We start from the raw sequence: 22516 nt of genomic DNA, 5'->3' as shown, positions 1-22516 counted from the left end.
TTTATCACTAATGTGCAATTTATCAAACTTTAATATAATAATGGAAGAATTAGATTTAATATTAGAATCTGTAAAACAGGACATGGACGCAGCTGTAAAGCACCTTGATCATGCATTTCAAAGAATCAGAGCAGGACGTGCTTCTACAACGATGGTTCAGGATGTAATGGTTGAATACTACGGAGCGATGACTCCTATTAACCAGGTTGCGAACGTTTCTATTCCAGATGCAATGACCATCTCTATTCAACCTTGGGACAGAACGGCAATTAACGCTATTGAAAAAGCGATTATCAATTCAAACTTAGGTTTTGCTCCTTCTAATAATGGAGAAAACATTATTCTTAACGTACCACCTTTAACAGAGGAAAGAAGAAAAGAATTAGCAAAACAAGCTAAAAGTGAAACTGAGCAGACAAAAATCGTAGTAAGAAACGCGAGACAGGAAGGTTTGAAAGAACTTAAAAAGCTGGAAGGAGTTTCTGAAGATGTTGTAAAGGGTGTGGAAGAAGAAATCCAGACTTACACTGATAAGTATGTAAAGCTTTGCGATGAGCATCTTAAGACAAAAGAGGCTGAAATTATGAAAGTATAATTTTCAGTTTTTGAAAATATGATCAAGAGGATTCCGTTTTGGAGTCCTCTTTTGTTTGGGCAAAACAGGAATTTTATAAATTGTTTTAAAATTTACTTTATTAAGTCGATTTGTTATAATATATTGATAGGTATTATCGTTATATTTATCAATTATTCCTGCAAAAATAAAAGAACAGGGAAAAAAGCATAAAAATGATAGCTAAAATTATTGGTGTAGGGAACTACATCCCATCAGAAACGATAACAAATTTGTTTTTTGACCAACATATTTTCATGAATGAAGAAGGTGTTTTATTAAAAGAAAATAATGCTTCTATTACAGAGAAATTAAAAAAAATAACGGGTATTGAAGAGAGACGATATGCTCACAATACACAGGTTACGTCAGATTTGGGACTTATTGCGGCTCAGGAAGCCATAAAAAATTCAGGAATAGATCCTGAAACGTTGGACTATATTATATTTGCTCACAACTTTGGTGATGTTCGTTTTGGGACTGTTCAGTCAGATATGGTTCCCAGTCTTGCGGCAAGAGTAAAGCATCTATTAGGAATACGTAATAACTTCTGTGTCGCATATGATGTCTTATTTGGATGTCCCGGCTGGATTGAAGGGGTGATACAGGCTAATGCATTCATTAAATCCGGTATTGCTAAGCGCTGTCTGGTAGTAGGTGCAGAAACGCTTTCGCGTGTTGTAGATATTCATGATAGAGACAGTATGATTTATGCAGATGGAGCAGGAGCAGCTATTCTGGAAGTAAATACTGATGATGATGCCGGTATAAAATCTCATTTGTCAGCTTCTTATACATTCACAGAAAAAGATTATTTATATTTTGGAAAATCCTATAATAATGAAAGGTGCCCAGATACCCGATATATTAAGATGGATGGAAGAAAGATCTATGAGTTTGCTTTATCGCATGTTCCGGAAGCAATGAAAAAGTGTTTGGATAATAGTGGCTATTCTATCGGAGAATTAAATAAAATCATCATCCATCAGGCAAACGAGAAAATGGATGAAGCAATTGTGAATAGGTTTTATCAGCTGTATAATACTCCGGTTCCTCAAAATATTATGCCTATGGTTATTCATAAGCTTGGCAATAGCAGTGTTGCCACTATTCCTTCTTTACTTGCCATGATTGTAAAGGATGAATTGGAACATCATAAAATTAATAAAGGTGATATCGTTCTGTTTGCTTCTGTAGGTGCCGGAATGAATATTAATGCCTTTGTTTATAAATTTTAATAATTATTATTCATCATAGAAAAGACTCCTGATTCGGAGTCTTTTCTTATGATTATAATCTTGAAAAATATCCGAATCATAATATTTAATTGTAAACTTATTTATCTTTAAACTATACAGATGTATTAATTTCCAAACTTTAAATCTTCCTGTAAAAAACAAAAGCCTCGATTTCTCGAAGCTTTTGTTTTTTATTGATATCTCTGATGTTCTTTACTTTTTGAGAATCTTTTTGTAATAGGTTTGAGGAGTGTTTTGTATTTTTCTGCATCAAACAATTGTGAATCTGTAAGCGCTTTATAGGTCATCCATATTCCAAACGGGAAAAGAATAAAGTTAGGTGCCCATGCTGCCAGATATGGGTTCAGTTTTCCGCTCCAAGACATGTTTTCTACTGCAACGTTCATTACATAGAAAATAATGAAAATAACGATGGCTATAATTACCGGAAGTCCCATTCCTCCTTTTCTGATAATGGAGCCTAAACTTGCCCCAATCAGGAAGAAAATAATACAGGTTACAGAATAAGATATCATTCTCTGCTGATGAATAACAACTTTACTGAAATACTTTACATTAGAACTGAACTCGTTCTTTTTAGATTCCAAAGTACTTTTCATAGTCTCCAGCCTGTTATAGGAATTGTAAATAAGCTCAAGTTTTTTCTCACCTTTTACAGAATCCAGCTTTATCTGCTGTTTTGCTGCTGCCTTAGGTTTATTAGGGGTATCCATATAAGGAATGGTAGAACTTGTCTGGCTTAAAACTTCATTTCCTACATTTTTAAAAAACAGCTCGTTTTCTTTTTTACTTCTGTCAATGGTTTTATTCAGCTGATTATAAGTTTCAAAACGGAAATCATCCGTAATCTGTTCCTTTTCAATAGCTTTATTAATGATTTCACTGATGTCAAAGTGATTGACAAGAGTATCAAATTTAATAGACTGGTCAGGCTGTTTTTGTCTTACATTATCACCTTTACCTTCAATGGCATCTTCAAATACGTAACCGTTATGCAAAACAAGTTTAAGGAAGTTTTTATTGGCGGCAGGCACGAACTTTCCTTTTTCAGCTACAACAGTTCTCTGGTTTTCATAAATGCTGGCTTTTCTGTGAACAAATACTCCTTCAATGTTTTCTCCGTTTTCTCCATAGATCTTATCAAACTTTACCATATATCCTGGAATCTGATCAATAAACTGTCCTGGAGTAAAGTTAATTGCCGGCTTAGTCTGAGCAATGTTGAACAACATGTTCTTTGCCTTTTTCTGAAAGTCCGGAATGATATTATTGGAAAAGAAAAATAGCATGATCGCAAGTGCCGTAGCAATTCCCAATAAAGGCGTCATTACTCTGGTTAAAGGAATTCCTGCTGCTTTCATAGCAGCAAGTTCATAACGTTCCCCAAATTCCCCGAATGACATGATACTTGCCAAAAGAATTGTCAGCGGAAGAACCATACTGATAACATTTACCCCCAGGTAAAAAAGAAGTTTAAGGATTTGCCAATAGCTTAATCCTTTTCCCATAAACTGTCCCATTTGAACCCAGATAATGTTTACAATAAAAATGAAAAACAATACGCTGAATATAAAGAAAAACGGTCCAAAGAAGGTTTTTATGATATATCGATCTAGTATTTTTAACATGCGCCAAAATTAATCAAAAAGCCGCAAACTTGCGGCTTTTATATTTTGTTATTTTTTTTCTGAAGCGAAATCTTATAAAGGCAGATTTACCTTTTTGATTTACAGCTTTTAAAGTTCTGTAATTACGTAGTTTTTAAACTTATTTTTGTCAAAAACAAACATGTTTGCATCTAAGTCCTGGTTTTCCTTATATTCTTTGATGGCAATTACGGCAACATCTTTATTGCTTCCGTGCTGTTCAAGTTTTACCATTTGTTTCTTTGCAGAGTCTACAAAAATATAAACATACTGGATTCCGTTTGCTTTTACAGGAGTCAGTTTAATGAAGTCAGCATTCACACCATTTACTGTTTTCTTACCATTATAAGTTACGTTATACTCATTTCTGTAAGTAGAAAGATAGTTGATAGGGGAGAACATAGTCGCGCTTCCGTTTGGTTTTGCAATGGTTACTTCCATATCGTCAGCATTAATGTTGTATATTTTACTACCATCAAAAATCTGTTCCGTATCCATGATCTTTAATTTATACTTTTCTCCTGCAGTATAATAAATACCGGGTTCAGTTTTGTTTACCTGTCCGTTCAGCCCGGTTCCAAAAGAAAATTTGAAGTAGGAATTCTTTTTGGATTTGTAGTTAGCGGTAATATCATCCAATATTTTTTTCGCTTTTGCATCTATTTTCTGCGCACTTGTCATTCCTATTGCACCTACAACAAAACTTCCTAATATAACTTTTGAAATAATATTTTTCATTTTTCTTATTTAATAATCTTTAGATAATTTTAAACTTTCAAGGTTAAAGCAATTGAGCTTTTCCCTTTATTAATGCTGTTCTTCCAAAAAGTGTTCCAAAAAAAAACTTATTTTTGATACTCAAGTAAAAAATTATAGATTGAGTTTTTTAAAGCTTTCTTGAGATTTTTTCTTTCAGAACCTCCGCCCATATTTTTAAAACTTCCGGTACTCATATAATTCTGGTTATTGACATTAAAATTTACTTTTGTGGTTAGCTCCGCACTAAAAAGTTGGAACTGCCATGTAATATCCAGTATTTTTGAATCTATATGATCTGAACCTGAATCAACACTATTAATTAAATTGATTTTGGTTTCTTTTGCCATTTCAGAAACTGCTTCTTCAAATGTTTTTTTTACATCAGGCTGATTAAACATTCCTGCATGAGGACCTTCTACATTAAAATTTTCAACACTTGAGGTGTTGTAATTGAAAATCAGTGTTTTATCTTTATAATAGTCCGTATTAATGTTTTTCGAAGAGGAATTCTGAGCGGAGAGGCAAACAGTAACTGAAGTGAGGAATAACCCCAATAATAATTTTTTCATATAAGTTTTATGGTTATTGTTTTATGAATTATCTTACTTCCGGTCTTTCAATATACTTATCAAAGTTTTCTGGAAGAATATTAGTTATCGTTGAAATTTTCATGATTATTTTTAAATTGAATATGATTTATATTACTCGGGCATATTTAAAGAAATATGCCCGAGATTTTTTATATTAATAATTTTTTACGTTAGCTTCTTAAATCCTCAAGAAACTGTTCCAAAGAATGCAGATCACTAATCAGAACTTCTCTTGCTTTAGCTCCATTAAATCCTCCCACAATACCACTTGCTTCCAGCTGATCCATAATTCTTCCGGCTCTGTTATATCCCAATTTCAATTGTCTCTGAAGCATTGAAGTAGATCCTTGCTGTGTAGAAACAATGATTCTTGCAGCGTCTTCAAATAATGCATCCTTTTCATTAGGATCAAAAGCACCTACAGAAGAACTATTGGCATCTTCAGAAACGTATTCCGGTAGGATGAATGCGGATGAATATCCTTTTTGTTCTCCAATGAATTCTGCAAGTCTTTCTACTTCCGGAGTATCTACAAAAGCACACTGAAGTCTTAAGATTTCATTTCCGTTGAAATAAAGCATATCTCCTTTACCAATCAACTGATCTGCTCCCGGAGAATCAAGAATTGTTCTTGAGTCTACACTTGAAATTACTCTAAAAGCTGCTCTTGCTGGGAAGTTGGCTTTAATCATACCTGTAATTACGTTTACAGATGGTCTCTGTGTAGCAACAATTAAGTGAATTCCTACGGCTCTTGCAAGCTGTGCCAGTCTGGCAATTGGTAATTCAACTTCTTTTCCTGCTGTCATGATCAAATCTGCAAACTCGTCTACTACCAATACTATATAAGGAAGGAAACGGTGTCCGTTCTCAGGATTTAATTTTCTTTCTGCAAACTTCTTGTTGTATTCTTTAAGGTTTTTACAGAATGCATTTTTAAGAAGATCATATCTGGTGTCCATTTCAATACAAAGCGAGTTCAGTGTATTGATTACTTTGTTGGTATCTGTAATGATGGCTTCTTCAGCATCCGGTAACTTTGCTAAATAATGTCTTTCGATTTTTGAATATAAAGAAAGTTCCACTTTTTTCGGGTCTACCATTACGAATTTCAATTCGCTAGGGTGTTTCTTGTAGAGTAGGGAAGTAAGGATCGCATTAATCCCGACTGATTTACCTTGCCCTGTTGCACCCGCCATCAGTAAGTGAGGCATTTTTGAAAGGTCTGCCATGAAGATCTCATTGGAAATCGTTTTCCCGAAAACTACCGGAAGATCCATATCTGTATTCTGGAATTTTTGAGAAGCGATCACAGAACGCATTGAAACCATGGTTGGATTTTTTCTTGGAACTTCAATACCGATGGTTCCTTTCCCTGGCATTGGAGCAATAATTCTGATTCCTAAAGCGGAAAGGTTTAACGCAATGTCATCCTGTAATTTTTTGATGGCTGCTACTCTGATTCCTGCTTCCGGAACAATTTCGTATAACGTAACTGTAGGACCAATTGTTGCTTTGATCTCTGCAATTCCTACGTTGAAATTTTTCAGAAGTCCAACGATTTTGTTTTTATTTTCTTCTAATTCTTCTTTATTAATGGAAATTTCTTCACTACCGTAATCTTTAAGAAGCTCAACAGGAGGCATCTGGAAATTGGCAAGATCTAATTTATGATCATATAAACCATGTTTTTCAACCAATTCCAGAGATTTTTTGTCAGAATCGTCTAAAATGTCAATTACAGGAGCTACTTCTACGTTAAATTTGATATCTTCTTTCACCGATGTCGCAGGAGCTACAGGAGCCGGAGTAGCAGGTCTGATATCAAATGCTTCTTCCGGAGTAGAAACCGGAACAATTGGTTTGGTTGACAGATTTAGGCTTACAGGCTGAGAAACTTCTTTAGGCTCATCATCAAATGAAGTATGATTAGGTGTTGTAATTGTTTCTATATTGCTTGATGCCTGTACCTCAGGGAATCCTTTGGTAATATTTACCGGTTCTGGCTCTTTAACTTTATTAATAGTGATATGGGAAGGAGAGCTTGTCACTTCACTTACGGTAACGTTAGGAGCTGTTTCATCCTCTGCTTCTATTTCTTCTGCCTCTTCTTTCAATTCTTCATCAGCTTCAAAATCTTCATTAGAATCCGGCATCATGGATTTTACTTTTCCAATTGTATTTTCATTGATCTTATTCAGTTTTGCTTTAATAGAGCTTGGACGAAGATTAAATTCAAGAATGAAATATAAAAGGATACTTGCTGCTAATACCGTCCATAAACCTGCCGTTCCGATAATAGCATTAAGGTAATCCATAATCTGATATCCGTAAACTCCTCCAAGTACACCTTGTCCTTTTGTAAGAGCGCCCATGAAAATAGGAAGCCAGCAAATGAAAAACAGGGAATGCCCGATTGTTTTCCAAGGTTTGAAGGTTTTTTTCTTAAGAACCAGGGTTCCTACTACTAAAAACAGAAACGCAATAATGAATGATGCTATACCGATGCTTTCGAATATAAAGATATTCCCAAACCAGTCTCCGGCTTTACCGAAAATGTTTGAGGATTTGATACTCTTATCAAGCATAGTTCCTGCCTGGCTTTGATCTGCTTTCCAATTCATCAGATAGGAAATAAAAGATAGAGCAAGTACAGCAGAGAAAAGTATTAAAGTAAGCCCTAAAAATATACGAGGCTTAGATAAAATTCTGCCTTTTTCAGGCGATTCAGTCGGTTTTTTTTGTGTCTTTTTATCCATAAATATCAATGTGGCAAATTTAATGTTTTTTCGATACCAAAAAGAATCTTTTTTCTTCAAAAAACATTTTGTAATCGCCGCTTTTTACTACAATTATTTAATACCGATTAAAAAATATTTTGTGTTACAGTATTGGCTGAAATAAAAATAAGGTTATTTTTTTTGTTTATCCAAATGCAGTGCTGTTAAATTATATTAATTGGCTTTTGTTTTTTTAATATAAAGCTCAGGATGCTTAATAATTTTTAGTTTAAAGTGTATAAAAAAGAATGAAAATAACCTTATTAGATATTGAGGTGCATATCATAAAATTTGAATTTATTTATTGTTAATGATTATGCTTTTTTTAGACTCAATAAGTGAAAAATATTCATATTTACGGGTGTATTGTTGTTGTTAAATTAAATAAATATATTATATCTTTGTAATTCATATAGAATGAATATCGTTTTTTATTATATTATTCTACCGTTTTGGCTGATTTTGTACATAATATGGAAAGAGCTTTATCCATTTTACTTTTTTAATCGATTTCCATATTCCACTTTTCTTCATGATTGGCATTTCTTTATTTGATCTGTCAATTTGAAACAGACTATAAATATTAAAAATACATCAATGAGAAAGCAACTATTTTTTGTGTTCTTGTTGGGTAATTGTACACTATGGGCGCAATCTCCGGGTGGTGTTTCCAATAATCTGCAGATATGGGTAAGAGCTGATGCAGGTACAGGTACTTCAACAGACAATACACAGGTCTCGATATGGGAGAATCAAAAAACCGGTGGAGTGAACGGAATTGCCAACCAGGGAATGCCGGGATATTATGCCGATCCGGGAGTTGGAGCAAAACCTGTTTATCGTTCTGCAACATCTATTCCTAGTTTTAATTTTAATCCTGCTATAGAAATTGTCAGCACTAATGGGTATAGATCAGGGTACAAATTCCCTTCAGGTTTTCCTGACAATACTACAAAGTCACTTACCTCATACACTCATCTTACCAGAACTACGTCCGCTACCTACAGAACTGTTTTTGTAATGAATGGAACGGCACAAAGTTCAAACCTTACAAGTATTGCTGGCGTATGGCAGTCTCCTTTTTTTGGAACGAGAACAAATCGTCCTGAATTTTATAATGAAAAAGAATCCGGAGATGTTTTTTTTGGAACCGATGTTATTAATACGGTAGGAAGTAATGTTCCCAGCATTCAATCATATTACAATACTGTAGTAGGGGCAAATGTTAAATATTTTTTTGATAATAACGGTCTTGTTTATGGAGGCCCATCGAATGATGTCTCATCCCTTAATAATTATCCCGGATTAGTTCTTCTGATGGATAATGACGGGGGATCTGGCTCTACTTCTTTAGCTGGGGACCGGATAGGAGAGTTTATTTTATATTCAGAAACACAAACGCCTGTGGAGCGTCAGCGAGTAAATTCTTATCTGGCAATTAAGTATGGGATCACTTTACAGCAACCTCAGAATTACCTTAGTTCAGATCAGATTGCTACATGGAACTCAAGCCTGAATTCTACTTTTAATAATAATATTTTTGGGATAGCAAGAGATGATATGTCGGTTTTAAACCAAAAAGTAAGTAATAGCATTAATGATGCAAATAATATTATGCTGACACTGGCTACAGTCAATAATTTTATCACACCCAATGCTGATGCCGGCAGAACTTCTTTTGCTCAGGATAAAACCTTTCTGGTAATGGGGGACAATAATGAGCAGGCTCTTCCTTTAGTGAATTTTGGAACGACTTCCGGTAAGGTGATTCAAAGAAGATGGCTCGCTCAGAAAACAAATGATACAGGTGCGCTATGGCTGCAGGCAGATCTTTCAAGATATACCGAAATATTAGCTACAGATAAAATATTTATGGTGGTGGCGGATGATTCAGGATTTACGCAAAATGTACAGATGATTCCTGCAACAAGTTTTGTGGCTGGTAAGGCGATATTTACCTATACATTTCCTGCTAATAAATATATTACTTTCGGAACCAATCTCCAGACTTATTGTACAAAAGATCCGGCAACAGGGACTCCTGATAGTGTTACGAAAGTTGGAATTTCAGGGCATACTCAGATACAAAACAGATGGCCCGGAAATATTCCTAATGGCTTTTTGGCTCTTGAGTCAATCAATAAAGGAATGGTCGTTACGAGAACTACTTCTTCAAGCATAGCTTTGCCTGTTGAAGGAATGTTGATTTATGATACAGCTGATAAGTGTTTTAAGCTGTATAACGGAACAACGTGGAACTGTATTGTAAGATCCTGTAACGATTAAAACATAAATAATGAAAAAAATAATCACAACAATCACCATATTCTGTGTAGGAATGATTTCTGCACAAATCGCTATTGAAAAAACTCAGGCAGACGGAGACGGACTTTTAGATTTTCCATCCAATACGACTAAAGGAATTCTGTTACCTATTGTGGAAACATTACCCACTAATGCTTCATCAGGTACTTTATTGATGGATAAAAATGATAGAATCTTAAAGATGAATGTAGAATCGGCATGGATTCCTTTGAGTGATCCGGGCTCTGTATCCGGAGCTGTTTTTAATACAAATGGAGAGGTTTCCGGACAAAACAGAGTTATTATGGGAGCTTCCACAACCAATGTTCCGGGGGTGTTGGTGTTGGAATCTTCGGATAAAGCACTTATTCTCCCTAAAATAGCTTCTCCTCACCTCAATGTTAAAAATCCATATCCAGGTATGATCTGTTATGACACAACCAGTAAAACAATGGCTGTGTTTGATGGATTAAAATGGAATTACTGGAAATAATATAATACGAACCGAAGGACAAACCTTCGGTTTTTTTATTGTTTGATTTTTTGAACTAGTTCAAAGGTTAAGAATGGGATGCTTTATAATTTTGTCTCATAAAGTTAATCAATGAAAAATATATTAAAGAACATCCTGACCTTAAGTCTTGTTTTATTATCAATGGTACACATGAACGCACAACAGAAAAGAAAAATGGAAAATACAGCATTATTAATTATCGACGTACAAAATGATTATTTTCCGGGAGGGAAAATGACATTGGAAGGAAGTGAAAAAGCAAGTAGAAATATTCAACAGATATTGGCGCATTTTAGGAAAAATAATCTCCCTGTGGTTCATATTAAACATATTTCAACCAATGAAGGCGCAACTTTCTTCTTACCGAAAACCTCGGGTGCTGAAATTCATCCTTCGGTTTCGCCTTCCGGAGATGAAAAAGTTATCGTAAAGCATTTTCCCAATAGTTTTAGAGAAACTGAACTTTTGGAGTATCTTCAGTCTAAAAATATCAAGAATCTGGTTATTACAGGGATGATGACTGATGTCTGTGTAGAATCTACCACAAGAGCCGCTTTTGATTTGGGTTTTAATAATACCATTATCGGAGATGCAACCGCAACAAGAGACAGAGAGCTTCACGGAAATGTAGTGAAAGCTGCTGATGTGCAAAAATCCTTTTTAGCAGGAATATCAGCATTGGGAAATCTTTATGCAGCTATTGCAAGCACCTCTGAATTTTTAATCAGAAAAGAAGATTAATAGAATGTCATCACAATAAAGATATCGGTAATATTGATATCTTTATTGTGTTAAATAAAATCATGTTCGATCAACTTTATAAAAACATCAAAAAGTATATTGATCTTTCGGAAGAAGAATTCAGGCAGTTTAGTGCTCCATTTCAGCTAAAATGTTTTAAGAAAAAAGAAACTGTTCTTAAAGAAGGAGATTATTGTCTTTTTGAAGGGTTTGTTCTGGGCGGATGTTTCAAAGTTTATTATCTCAATGAAAATGGTTTTGAACAGACGCTCTATTTTGCCGTTGAAGGATGGTGGATTACTGATATTGACAGTTTAATCAATAACGTACCAACTATATTGAATATTGAAGCGCTTCTGGACAGTGAAGTATTAATGATTTCAAAAAAAGACAAGGAGCATCTGTATGAAACAATGCCACAGATTGAAAAGCTCTTCAGAATCATGAACCAGCAGTCATCTGTTGCATTGCAGAGAAGGATCTTATCCTTGACGGGTAAAACAGCAGATAAACGATATTTAGAATTCCTTCAAAAATATCCTGGATTAGAACAAAAAATCACCCAACAGCAGGTTGCTTCTTATCTTGGAATTACTCATGAATTTTTAAGTAAAATCAGGAAAAAAATATCTTTGAACGGATAGTTTTATGCTGAGCTTAAAACATATGACTAACGCCATCAGAAAATGTTTACATTCTTATCTCTTAAACGAAAAAAAATGTAACAAAATATTCTAAGTTGATATTGAAAAGCAATTGTAAGGTGGAAAATGCTCTTAGAGCATTTGTGTTTTTGTGTATTTAAACGAAAATATTTTACTTTTTATAAGATAATATGGGTTTTTAAGTCTTCATTTTTGAAGCGATAAAAAAGAATACATTTCCAATTTTACCAACCAAAATGTAGTTTTTTTCTACCGTAGAAAAATAGTTTTATAAATTCTTAACTTTTTAATTTTAAACAGTTGTTTTTAATGTGTTGTATATCAGTATTTTAATTGTTAAATAAGTTTAATTATATAGAAGACTTCAATCACTGATATAGTCATTATAAATCTGTATTCTTTCGCTTTTAAAAATTGAATTTTTCATAACAACTTCGATGTTATTAAGAATGATTCAAAATAGATGAAACAGGCTTCAAAATGACAAAAAACAGCTTTTTTTCAGCACTTTGTGGTTTATCATCCTTATTTTTGCATGTCAAGTATATATCATATCATGAAGAAGCTCCAAGATATTATTATCTCAACCAGGACAATGGCTGTATTGTTACTGGTCTACGCATTTGCTATGGCTTATGCAACGTTCTTAGAAAACGACTACGGAACTCCTACAGCAAAAGCATTAATTTATGAGGCAAAATGGTTTGAACTCATCATGGTGCTGCTTATTATCAACTTCATAGGAAATATCGAAAGATACAGACTATGGAAAAAAGAAAAGTGGCCAGTTTTAGTTTTTCACCTTGCCTTTATTTTTATTTTTATCGGTGGTGCCATCACAAGATACATCAGTTTTGAAGGACAGATGCATATCAGAGAAGGTGAGACGTCTAACGAGATCGTAACTGATAAAAATTTCCTTAAAATTCAGATCGAAGAGAAAGGTGATGTTCTTAATTATCAAGACATTCCTTATCTAATGTCTCCGTTGCATAAAGACCTGAATGCTACTTACGACTTTCATGGAAAAGAAGTGAAAGTTTTCGCAAAAGAATATATTCAGAGAAAGAAGGACAGCTTATTGGCTGAACCTAACGGAACTGAATATCTTCACCTGGTTTCTACAGGAAAAACAGGAAGACAAAACGTTTACATCAAAGCCGGAGAGACAAAATCCATCAACGGAACTTTGGTAACTTTCAACAGGGCTATCGATGGTGCTGTTGAATTCAAAAATGAAGGAGGTAAGCTTTTCATCAAAACTCCGGTAGATGCAAGTTACATGACCATGGCAACACAGGCTACGGGAAGTACTGTAAAAGATGAATTTCAGCCTTTGGCATTGAGAAGTTTATATACCATCAATGAATTAAAGCTTGTAATTCCTGAAGGGCTTAAAAAAGGAAAATTAATGGCAATTGAAGGCGACAGAAAGAAAGATGCTAACGTGCCGGATATGCTTCAGATTGAGCTGCAGGGTCCAAAAACAAAACAATTGGTAGATCTTTCCGTTGAAAGAGGAAATCCAAATGCTTACAAGCAAATTACAATGGATGGATTGAACATTATGGTTGGATACGGTCCAAAAGTGTACAATACACCATTTGCATTGAAACTGGATGATTTCGTAATGGAAACATATCCGGGAAGTAACTCTCCAAGTGCTTATGAAAGTCACGTTAAAATTGTTGACGAAGGAAAAGAAACTCCTTATAAAATCTATATGAACCACGTTCTAAACTATAAAGGATACCGTTTCTTCCAGTCTAGCTTTGATCCGGACAGAATGGGAACTGTATTATCTGTAAACCATGATTACTGGGGAACTTTAATTTCTTATATCGGATACGGATTATTATTCCTGGGAATGTTTGTGATTTTCTTCTGGAAAGGAACACACTTCTGGAAATTAAATAAAATGCTGAAAGACGCTAATAAAAAGAAAGCGGCTGCAGTACTTTTAGTGTTTTTAAGCTTAGGTTTAAATGCGCAAAAAATTGAAACTCACGGAACAACAGACGGAAGCAGAGAGCATGTACACGTAGAAGGTGACGGGCATACACACGCAGCACCGGCTCCTGCAGCTCAGACAAATCAGGACAGTGAGATCAAACAAAACTCATTAGCTTCTCCAATGGGGAAAATGAGAACGATTTCACCAGATGAAATTATTGCGAGAAATAAAATTGATAAGGAACACGCAGAGAAATTCGGTTATCTTTTAGTTCAGAACTTTGAAGGAAGAATTGTTCCAATGAATACACAGGCTTTAGAGGTTTTAAGAAAACTTTATAAGCATGACCGTTTCAAAGGTACAGACGGAAAATCTCTGGATGCTAACCAATGGTTTCTTTCAATCAATACAGATACGGAAAGCTGGACATCAGTTCCTTTAATCAATGTTGGAGAAAAAGGAGGAAAAGCACTTCTTGAAAAAACTAAAGCTAACGAAGAAGGGTACACTTCTCTATTAAATCTTTTCCCGGTTGATAAGAAAACAGGAATGTTAACGTACGTTCTGGAAAGAGATTATAACGCTGCTTTTGCTAAAAAACCGGCAGATCAGTCTGAATATGACAAGCAGGTAATTAAACTTAATGAAAGAGTTCAGATTTTCAATGAATTTTTCAGTGGTCAGTTCTTAAGAATTGTTCCTGTGAAAAATGATGCAAACCACACTTGGCACTCTTGGCTGGATCAAAAATTTGAACCGGACATGGAGTCTCAGCAGGTAATGGGACCTTATTTTGCCAATGTTATCGGTGCACAAAAAACCGGTGATTGGAGTAAAGCTGATGCTGAATTGGCAAAGCTTTCAGACTATCAGAGAAAATGGGGGAAAGCAGTTGTTCCTGATCAATCGAAAATCGACCTTGAAGTATTCATGAATAAGGCAGATATCAATTTTAAATTATTGATTTTCTATACCATTATCGGAGGACTTCTTTTACTTTTAGGATTTGTAGAATTATTCAAACCGAAAAAAGTATTAAATAAAGCTATTAAAGTAATTATAGCAATTGGCTTAGTAGGATATTTATTCCATTTCATGGGGCTTGTTGCAAGATGGTATATTTCAGGGCACGCTCCTTGGAGTAACGGTTATGAAGCGATCATCTTTATCTCTTGGGTGGGTATTACAGCAGGTTTAATTCTTTATAAAAACTCAAACGCATTGATTCCTGCATCAGGATTTATGGTTGCCGTTATCATGATGGGATTTGCACACGGAGGTTCAGCGCTTGATCCACAGATTACGCCGCTTGTTCCGGTATTGAAATCTTATTGGTTAATTGTTCACGTAGCGATTATCACATCAAGTTATGGTTTCTTTGCTCTGTCCATGATTATTGCTGTACTATCTTTAGTATTCTATATTATTTCAAACAAAGAGACTTATAAAATTCACCATGATACAACACTGAAGGAATTGGTGATTGTTTCTGAAATGTCTTTAACAATCGGTCTTTTTGCCTTAACGGTTGGTAACTTCCTTGGAGGTATCTGGGCAAACGAATCTTGGGGTAGATACTGGAGCTGGGATCCAAAAGAAACCTGGGCTTTCATCTCGATCATGGTATATGCTTTTGTTTTACACATGAGATTAGTTCCGGGATTAAGAAGCAGATGGGCATTCCATGTAGCAACTATGTTTGCATTCTGTTCAATGGTAATGACCTATTTTGGGGTCAACTATTACCTGAGCGGACTTCACTCATATGCTGCAGGAGATCCGGTACCAGTACCAGCTTGGGTATACATCGGAATTGCTACCATGATTACTTTAGCAGCCGTTTCTTATTTCAAGTTTAAAACCTTAACAAAGAAATAATCTTTTAAATATATTATTTATTAAATCCCGGAATTCGTTTCCGGGATTTTTTTTGCCTAAAGTGAAAGATTATGTATGTCAGTAGAGGGAGTAATGGAATAATCTGAATTGTATTCTGAGGTTATTTTTAACGTTAGGTTCGCAAGGGAAATAATATAATATGCTTTAATTTTCGTTCGCAACGGCACTTCGTTCAGCAAGGTGTATTCTTCTTAGCTGAGTGAAACGCCTTTGCGATATTTTTCATGATAATTTATAAATTCTTAGCGAACATAGCGTTTATAGCTTTTAATCTCAACTCCTCGATGCTGTAAAAAATTACAATCACAGACCTTATAAATAAATTCCGAAATCCAGTTTTCAAAAATTCAAAATTTATCATTCAAAATCCAAAATTTAATACTATCTTTATGATATCAAAATAATATCAAATTAAAATTAAATCATGGAAAAAACATTAAAACCTATGTCAGGCTATATTACCTTAGTCATTTGCCTGATTCTCTTTGTTGCGGCAGTTTACCTCTTCATTTCAGGAGTAGACCAAAGCGTTACGTTTGTTGTATTGGCTATGCTTTGTTTTCTGCTTTCGTGCTTTTTCTTAAAAGGCTTAATGATTATTCAGCCTAATCACTCAAGAGTATTGAACTTCTTCGGAAAGTATGTAGGAACCGTAAAAGATAACGGATTATTCTTTATCAATCCATTATATTCATCTCAGAAAATGTCATTGCGTTCAGAAAACTTACAGGGACAGACATTGAAGGTAAACGATAAAATGGGGAACCCTATCGAAATTGCTGTAGTAATAGTATGGAAAGTAGGAGATACCTATAAAGCTGCATTTGATGTAGAACGTTATTCTGACTTTGTGAGAATGCAGAGTGAAGCAGCAGTACGTCATTTGGCAATGAGTTTCCCTTATGATAATCTGGAAGACGATCATGCGCCGATCACTTTGAGAGAGGGAGGAGATAAGATCAATTCAATTTTGGAACAGGAACTTACAGACCGTCTTTCAAAAGCTGGAATTGTTATTCAGGAAGCAAGAATCTCTCACCTGGCGTATGCATCAGAAATTGCAGGAGCAATGCTTCAGAGACAACAGGCAACCGCAATAGTAGCGGCGAGAACAAAAATTGTTGAAGGAGCTGTAGGAATGGTAGACCTTGCGCTGAAAAAACTTTCGGAAGATAATATCGTTGAACTTGACGATGAAAGAAAAGCCGCAATGGTAAGCAACCTAATGGTAGTTCTTTGTGGTGAAAAAGCGGCAACACCAGTATTGAATGCAGGAACACTTTATAATTAAGAATAATAATCAATATTTGAATGCGAAGGTAAACGTATTTAAATCTTTTAGATAAACTTAAAAAATGAAATCAGAAAAAGCTCAGAACACTTCGGAAAACAAAGGCAAAAAATCCTTTGTCATAAGGATAGATGAGTCTACCTATAAACTCATCGAAAAATGGGCAAATGATGAGTTCAGAAGTGTAAACGGTCAGATTGAATACCTGCTGCATCAGAGTCTTGTCAATTCAGGAAGGAAAAAGAAAGAGTGATTAGGAAGACAAATTTTAAGGATTAAAAGGCGTTTTCGGAAGATTCAGACATTAAAATAATTTGTTTTCATTAAATTTCAAATTATAGAAAATGCAAAAAAGAAGTAATTTTTGAACGCTTCAATGAAAAAATAACAATTCGATTAATCTTACCCAAAAAAGAAAGCAGAGAAATTTTTCTCTGCTTTTTTATTTCATACAACTCTGAAGCGAATCTGCCCCAAAGTAGAATATTACGAGCCAAATCAAGCCTTTAATGGTAAAGAAAGCAAATCCTGCCCATCCTACACGCTTGAACCATTTTTTAAACTTTGAGTTGTTTTCTTGTGAATTTTCCATTGGTGAATGTCAAAATTATTACCCTACAAAGATAAGCATGTTTATAATTAGTCCAAATAAAAAACAAGATAAAAATTAAAGTTTTGAGGTTCGCATAATATTTTTATCTTTAGAGAGAACGAAAAGTAAGATTTTATGTCAAAAAAAGTAAAGGATTTCGGAATCGAAAAGACACTCAAAAACCTTGGTATTAAAGAAGAGAATAAAGGGACTTCAGTGGGCGGTAAATATTTCGCTTCAGGAAAGACGATAGAAAGTATCTCTCCTGTAGATGGAAAGCTAATCGCAAAAGTAAAGACTTCCGGAGAAAGTGATTATGACAAAGTAATTGAAACAGCTCAAAAGGCATTTCAGGAATTCAGGCTGATCCCGGCTCCTAAAAGAGGAGAAATTGTAAGGCAGCTTGGCTTAAAATTAAGAGAATATAAAGACGATCTTGGAAAACTTGTTTCTTACGAAATGGGTAAATCATTACAGGAAGGTCTTGGAGAAGTTCAGGAAATGATCGATATCTGCGATTTTGCAGTAGGACTTTCCAGACAGCTTCAGGGATACACTATGCACTCGGAAAGACCTGGTCACAGAATGTACGAACAATATCACCCGCTTGGAGTGGTAGGTATCATTACAGCGTTCAACTTCCCGGTAGCAGTATGGTCTTGGAATACAGCTTTAGCATGGATCTGTGGTAACGTTACCATTTGGAAGCCATCAGAAAAAACTCCGCTTTGTGCCATTGCATGTCAGAATATTATGAATGAAGTTCTAAAAGAAAATAACCTTTCAGAAGGAATTTCAAGTGTATTGGTTGCAGATCACGAGATCGGACAAAAATTAGTAGATGATAAGAGAGTAGCGTTAGTATCTTTCACAGGTTCCACAAGAGTAGGAAGAATGGTTTCTTCTAAAGTAGCAGAAAGATTCGGGAAATCTATCCTTGAATTAGGAGGAAACAACGCTATTATTATTACAAAAGAGGCAGACCTAAATATGTCTATCATCGGAGCTGTTTTCGGAGCGGTAGGAACTGCCGGACAAAGATGTACTTCTACAAGAAGACTGATCATTCACGAAGATGTTTATGATGAAGTGAAGTCAAGATTAGTAAAAGCTTACGGGCAATTAGAGATTGGGAATCCTTTGGATGAAGCGAACCACGTAGGACCGCTTATCGATGTGGATGCTGTAAACCAATATGAAGAATCTATCAAGAAATGTAAAAAAGAAGGGGGTAAATTCGTCGTTGAAGGCGGTGTTTTAACCGGAAAAGAATACGAATCAGGATGCTATGTGAAGCCATGCGTTGCAGAAGTAAAGAACTCTTATGAGATCGTTCAGCATGAAACATTTGCACCTATCTTATATTTAATCAAATACAAAACGTTGGAGGAAGCTATCGCTATTCAGAATGATGTTCCACAGGGACTTTCCTCTGCAATCATGACTCAAAACCTAAGAGAAGCAGAATTATTCCTTTCTCACGCAGGTTCAGATTGTGGTATTGCCAACGTAAACATTGGTACTTCAGGAGCTGAGATTGGAGGAGCTTTCGGTGGTGAAAAAGAAACCGGCGGAGGAAGAGAATCCGGATCAGATGCTTGGAAATACTATATGAGAAGGCAAACTAATACTATAAATTACACCGCGCAACTTCCTTTAGCACAAGGGATTAAATTTGATTTATAAAAGCTTTACTTAAAGCACTAAAAAAACTACAAAACTTAATAACCTGAATGATTGGACGCTCAGCTTTTGATCGTATAAACCATTCACTTATTAAATCACACAACAATTTATTATGGAACACACATTAGATATACAAGCAAATAAAGTAAAAGAAACAGTTGGAAAACATGTGTTGGCAGACGGTTTCGATTTCGTGATGGATATTGAAAAATCTCACGGATCATGGCTTTATGATAAACTTACAGACAGAGAATACCTGGATATGTTCTCTATGTTTGCATCAGCTTCCATCGGGTACAACCACCCGTATCTTTTAGAAAGATCAGAATGGTTGGGAAGAATGGCTGTTAATAAGCCAACGCTTGCTGACGTTTATTCAGAAGAATATGCTCAGTTTTTAGAAGTATTTGAAAGAGTAGTTATTCCTGAAGAATTACAATATGCCTTCTTTATCGAAGGTGGAACTTTAGGGGTTGAAAACGCTATGAAAGCTTGCTTCGACTGGAAAACACGCAAGAATTTCGCCAAAGGAATAGAAACTGAAGCAGGAATCTGTATTCATTTCAAACAGGCTTTCCACGGAAGAAGCGGTTATACTTTAAGTTTAACAAACACTTCAGACCCAAGGAAATACCAATATTTTCCAATGTTCAAATGGCCAAGAATTTTAAATCCAAAATTATCATTCCCGATTACTGAAGAGAACCTTGCCGAAACAATCAAAAACGAACAATTAGCGTTAGTACAGATTGAAGAAGCGATCCTAATGAACCCTGATAAAGTAGCTTGTATTATCATTGAACCTATTCAGGCAGAAGGAGGTGATAACCATTTCAGAGATGAATTCCTATTAGGATTAAGAAGAATCTGCGACGACAATGAAATCTTACTAATTTTTGACGAAGTGCAGACCGGAATCGCTATTACAGGAAAAATGTGGGCGTTCCAACACTTTACTGCTAAGCCGGATATTATTTCTTTCGGTAAAAAAGCTCAGGTTTGCGGTGTGCTAGCCAATAAAGAGAAATTTGACGAAGTTCCAAACAATGTTTTCAGAGAAAGCTCAAGAATCAACTCTACATTCGGAGGGAATTTTATTGATATGCTTCGTTTCCAATTGGTAATGGAAGTGATTGAAAAAGAAAACCTTGTTGAAAACGCAAGAGTAGTTGGAGATTTCTTATTAGAAAGCTTAAAAGCACTTGCTGAAAAATATCCTGAGAAAATCTCTAATGCAAGAGGAAGAGGATTGATGTGTGCTATTGATTTGCCATCAGGCGCAGATAGAAATAAGATGATGACCGAATTATTCAATGATGGATTGATCATTCTTCCATGTGGAGATCAGTCTTTACGTTTCAGACCACACCTGAACGTTACCAAAGAAGAAATTCAGCTGGCATTAGACAAAATTGAAAATAATATTAATAAAATTTAAAACCAAAGATTTGTAATTTCCAAAAAAACATTGTAAATTTAGATACTCAAACAATTAGAATATGGAAAGAAGTACGAGAGTATCAGTTTATGAAAGTGATAACCCTTCAGAAATTCAGTTGGTTAAGTCTAAATTGGATGACGCGCAAATTACAAATACCGTTGAAAATAACTATCTGACATTTACTACAACACCTACTGCTACATCGCTAAAGGTAATGGTAGATTTGCTAGATGAGAAGAAAGCATTTGAAATTATTGATGCTTATCTTCAACAAAATGAAAATTAATAAAACAATTTCATAATTTTAAATTTTACTACTTCGAACCGAAAATTAATTTTAATTAGTTTTCGGTTTTTTAATTAAATCAATCATTAAATTATTAAAAAACTAAATATTGTAAAGATGACTTGAAGAACTATTATCTGATAAATACAAGCTTATATTGGGCGAATTTAAATTTGACTCCAAATTTTAATAACTCTATGTTATATTTTTAAGGGCGCAAAGCATCAATTGTTTTCATTAAACAACTGCATAGCAGCTTGCTTATTCAACAATGAAGTCGAAATCTTTACTCCAAAATTTTAAGCCATATAAATAAACCTTCGTATTAAGGTTTTAGTTCAGATAATTAAAGATAATAGTTCAGAATTTCAGCTTTTTAACTTTATATTTTTTTAATTAAAATCAACAACATGAATCCAGAAATCGAACTAAGAAAAGCGGAAATTGAAGACAGAGACATTATTTGGAAAATCATCCAGCAGTCCATTGAAAGAAGAAGACAGGACGGAAGCACACAATGGCAGAATGGCTATCCCAATCTTGATACGGTAGAAAGTGATATTGCTAAAGAATTCGGATATGTTCTCACAGTAGACGGAGAAGTAGCGGTGTATGCAGCTTTAATCCTTAATGATGAGCCTGCCTATAGTAAGATTGAAGGGGCATGGTTGAGTACTGGAGAATTTGTAGTGGTTCACAGAGTTGCTATAGATGAAAAATTTGCAGGACAGGGAATGGTAAAAAAACTTTTCGATCACATTGAGGATTTTACGAAATCACATGGAATTCAGAGTGTAAAGGTAGATACCAACCACGACAATATTGCGATGCTAAAGATCCTTGAAGGAAAAGGATATTCCTATTGTGGAGAGGTTCTTTTAAAAGACGGAATGAGAAAGGCTTTTGAGAAGATTATTATTTAGGCAAAAAGTTAAATCAACTTTCATTGAATTTTTAAAACGCCCTGTATTTATAATGTCTATCAGCTTTGTTCGTTTGGTTCTGAACTAATTTTTACATTTGTTAAAATTTTTATATTATGCACCAAAGTATAGAAATTGATGAAAAAATTTTTCAGGATGCCGTAAAGTTTTATGGCACCGTGTTCAGCTTACCTCCTTTAGCTTCAAAAATCTATTCCTACCTTCTTTTTGATTATGAGAAAGTAGGAATTACTTTTGACGAGTTTGTTGAAGTGCTGTCCGCTAGTAAAAGTTCTGTTTCCACAAGTATTTCATTACTATTAAATGCACAGCTCATCGTAGACCACAATAAGATGGATGAGCGGAAACGGTATTTTTTCATCAATGATGAATACAAGAAGATTCGATTCGAAAAAATTGTCCAGAAAATGCAGGACGAATTAAAACTATTAGATGATTTAAACAATTTTAAAAAAAGTAAAGACGATGGATACAATGAAAGAATAGAAGTTTACAAAGCACTCTTAAATAAAAACATAGAAAATATTCAGGAATCTCTTAATAAACTATAAA

19 protein-coding genes are annotated in these 22516 nt (G+C 34.7%); 14 read left to right on the top strand and 5 right to left on the bottom strand.

Annotation, left to right across the window (positions count from 1 at the left end; translation table 11 throughout):
- The first annotated feature begins 40 nt into the window (after positions 1 to 40).
- Positions 41 to 595, top strand: a complete 555-nt coding sequence (gene frr, locus AC5YGG_RS05515) for a ribosome recycling factor (RefSeq protein ID WP_496143469.1) — start codon at positions 41 to 43, stop codon at positions 593 to 595.
- Between the two features lie 194 nt (positions 596 to 789).
- The gene (locus tag AC5YGG_RS05510; protein WP_496143468.1) at positions 790 to 1851 is read left to right on the top strand and encodes a 3-oxoacyl-ACP synthase III family protein; all 1062 of its coding nucleotides are present in this window, start codon (positions 790 to 792) and stop codon (positions 1849 to 1851) included.
- A gap of 191 nt (positions 1852 to 2042) precedes the next feature.
- Here the strand turns inward: AC5YGG_RS05510 and AC5YGG_RS05505 are convergent, their stop codons facing one another.
- From AC5YGG_RS05505 to AC5YGG_RS05490, 4 genes are all read right to left on the bottom strand, one after another.
- Entirely contained in the window at positions 2043 to 3500 is a 1458-nt protein-coding gene (locus AC5YGG_RS05505; protein WP_496143467.1) for an LptF/LptG family permease, read from the bottom strand.
- 108 nt (positions 3501 to 3608) lie between these two features.
- Positions 3609 to 4256: an outer membrane lipoprotein periplasmic chaperone LolA1 gene (gene lolA1 / locus AC5YGG_RS05500; protein ID WP_496143466.1), complete on the bottom strand. Its 648-nt coding sequence runs from the start codon at positions 4254 to 4256 to the stop codon at positions 3609 to 3611.
- Between the two features lie 107 nt (positions 4257 to 4363).
- Positions 4364 to 4846, bottom strand: a complete 483-nt coding sequence (locus AC5YGG_RS05495) for a hypothetical protein (RefSeq protein ID WP_496143465.1) — start codon at positions 4844 to 4846, stop codon at positions 4364 to 4366.
- 191 nt (positions 4847 to 5037) lie between these two features.
- Complete coding sequence (locus AC5YGG_RS05490; protein ID WP_496143464.1) at positions 5038 to 7626, bottom strand: FtsK/SpoIIIE family DNA translocase; 2589 nt, start codon at positions 7624 to 7626, stop codon at positions 5038 to 5040.
- A gap of 618 nt (positions 7627 to 8244) precedes the next feature.
- On the opposite strand from AC5YGG_RS05490, the gene AC5YGG_RS05485 reads away from it, so the two are divergent.
- The 7 genes from AC5YGG_RS05485 (at position 8245) to AC5YGG_RS05455 (ending at position 17268) form a co-directional block, all read left to right on the top strand.
- Positions 8245 to 9933: a DUF8202 domain-containing protein gene (locus AC5YGG_RS05485; RefSeq protein WP_496143462.1), complete on the top strand. Its 1689-nt coding sequence runs from the start codon at positions 8245 to 8247 to the stop codon at positions 9931 to 9933.
- A gap of 10 nt (positions 9934 to 9943) precedes the next feature.
- Positions 9944 to 10444, top strand: a complete 501-nt coding sequence (locus AC5YGG_RS05480; protein WP_496143461.1) for a phage tail-like protein — start codon at positions 9944 to 9946, stop codon at positions 10442 to 10444.
- Positions 10445 to 10555: 111 nt separating this feature from the next.
- Entirely contained in the window at positions 10556 to 11206 is a 651-nt protein-coding gene (locus AC5YGG_RS05475; protein WP_496143460.1) for a cysteine hydrolase family protein, read from the top strand.
- A gap of 62 nt (positions 11207 to 11268) precedes the next feature.
- A complete protein-coding gene (locus AC5YGG_RS05470) occupies positions 11269 to 11850 on the top strand; it encodes a Crp/Fnr family transcriptional regulator (protein ID WP_496143458.1) in 582 nt (193 codons plus the stop codon).
- 577 nt (positions 11851 to 12427) lie between these two features.
- The gene (locus AC5YGG_RS05465; RefSeq protein ID WP_496143457.1) at positions 12428 to 15703 is read left to right on the top strand and encodes a cytochrome c biogenesis protein; all 3276 of its coding nucleotides are present in this window, start codon (positions 12428 to 12430) and stop codon (positions 15701 to 15703) included.
- 445 nt (positions 15704 to 16148) lie between these two features.
- Positions 16149 to 17015 (top strand): SPFH domain-containing protein, encoded by an 867-nt coding sequence (locus AC5YGG_RS05460; protein WP_496143456.1) that lies wholly within the window; start codon positions 16149 to 16151, stop codon positions 17013 to 17015.
- Between the two features lie 64 nt (positions 17016 to 17079).
- A complete protein-coding gene (locus AC5YGG_RS05455; protein WP_076553492.1) occupies positions 17080 to 17268 on the top strand; it encodes a type II toxin-antitoxin system antitoxin in 189 nt (62 codons plus the stop codon).
- A 189-nt stretch (positions 17269 to 17457) separates the two neighbouring features.
- Here AC5YGG_RS05455 and AC5YGG_RS05450 read toward each other — a convergent pair whose 3' ends face one another.
- On the bottom strand, positions 17458 to 17607 hold the full coding sequence (locus tag AC5YGG_RS05450) for a histidine kinase (RefSeq protein ID WP_068943159.1): 150 nt from the start codon (positions 17605 to 17607) through the stop codon (positions 17458 to 17460).
- Positions 17608 to 17742: 135 nt separating this feature from the next.
- Between AC5YGG_RS05450 and amaB the strand changes: the two genes are divergently transcribed.
- The 5 genes from amaB (at position 17743) to AC5YGG_RS05425 (ending at position 22515) form a co-directional block, all read left to right on the top strand.
- On the top strand, positions 17743 to 19293 hold the full coding sequence (gene amaB / locus AC5YGG_RS05445; protein ID WP_496143455.1) for an L-piperidine-6-carboxylate dehydrogenase: 1551 nt from the start codon (positions 17743 to 17745) through the stop codon (positions 19291 to 19293).
- Between the two features lie 112 nt (positions 19294 to 19405).
- Positions 19406 to 20731: an L-lysine 6-transaminase gene (lat, locus tag AC5YGG_RS05440; RefSeq protein WP_496143454.1), complete on the top strand. Its 1326-nt coding sequence runs from the start codon at positions 19406 to 19408 to the stop codon at positions 20729 to 20731.
- A gap of 61 nt (positions 20732 to 20792) precedes the next feature.
- Complete coding sequence (locus AC5YGG_RS05435) at positions 20793 to 21020, top strand: DUF2007 domain-containing protein (RefSeq protein WP_496143453.1); 228 nt, start codon at positions 20793 to 20795, stop codon at positions 21018 to 21020.
- Positions 21021 to 21430: 410 nt separating this feature from the next.
- Positions 21431 to 21943, top strand: coding sequence for a GNAT family N-acetyltransferase (locus AC5YGG_RS05430; protein WP_496143452.1), 513 nt, complete (start codon positions 21431 to 21433; stop codon positions 21941 to 21943).
- A 116-nt stretch (positions 21944 to 22059) separates the two neighbouring features.
- Entirely contained in the window at positions 22060 to 22515 is a 456-nt protein-coding gene (locus tag AC5YGG_RS05425) for a transcriptional regulator (RefSeq protein ID WP_065394571.1), read from the top strand.
- The last annotated feature ends 1 nt before the right edge of the window (position 22516 follow it).

The organism is Chryseobacterium sp. CS2K3 (assembly GCF_059515185.1).
This window is presented reverse-complemented; position numbering and strand designations above follow the sequence as displayed.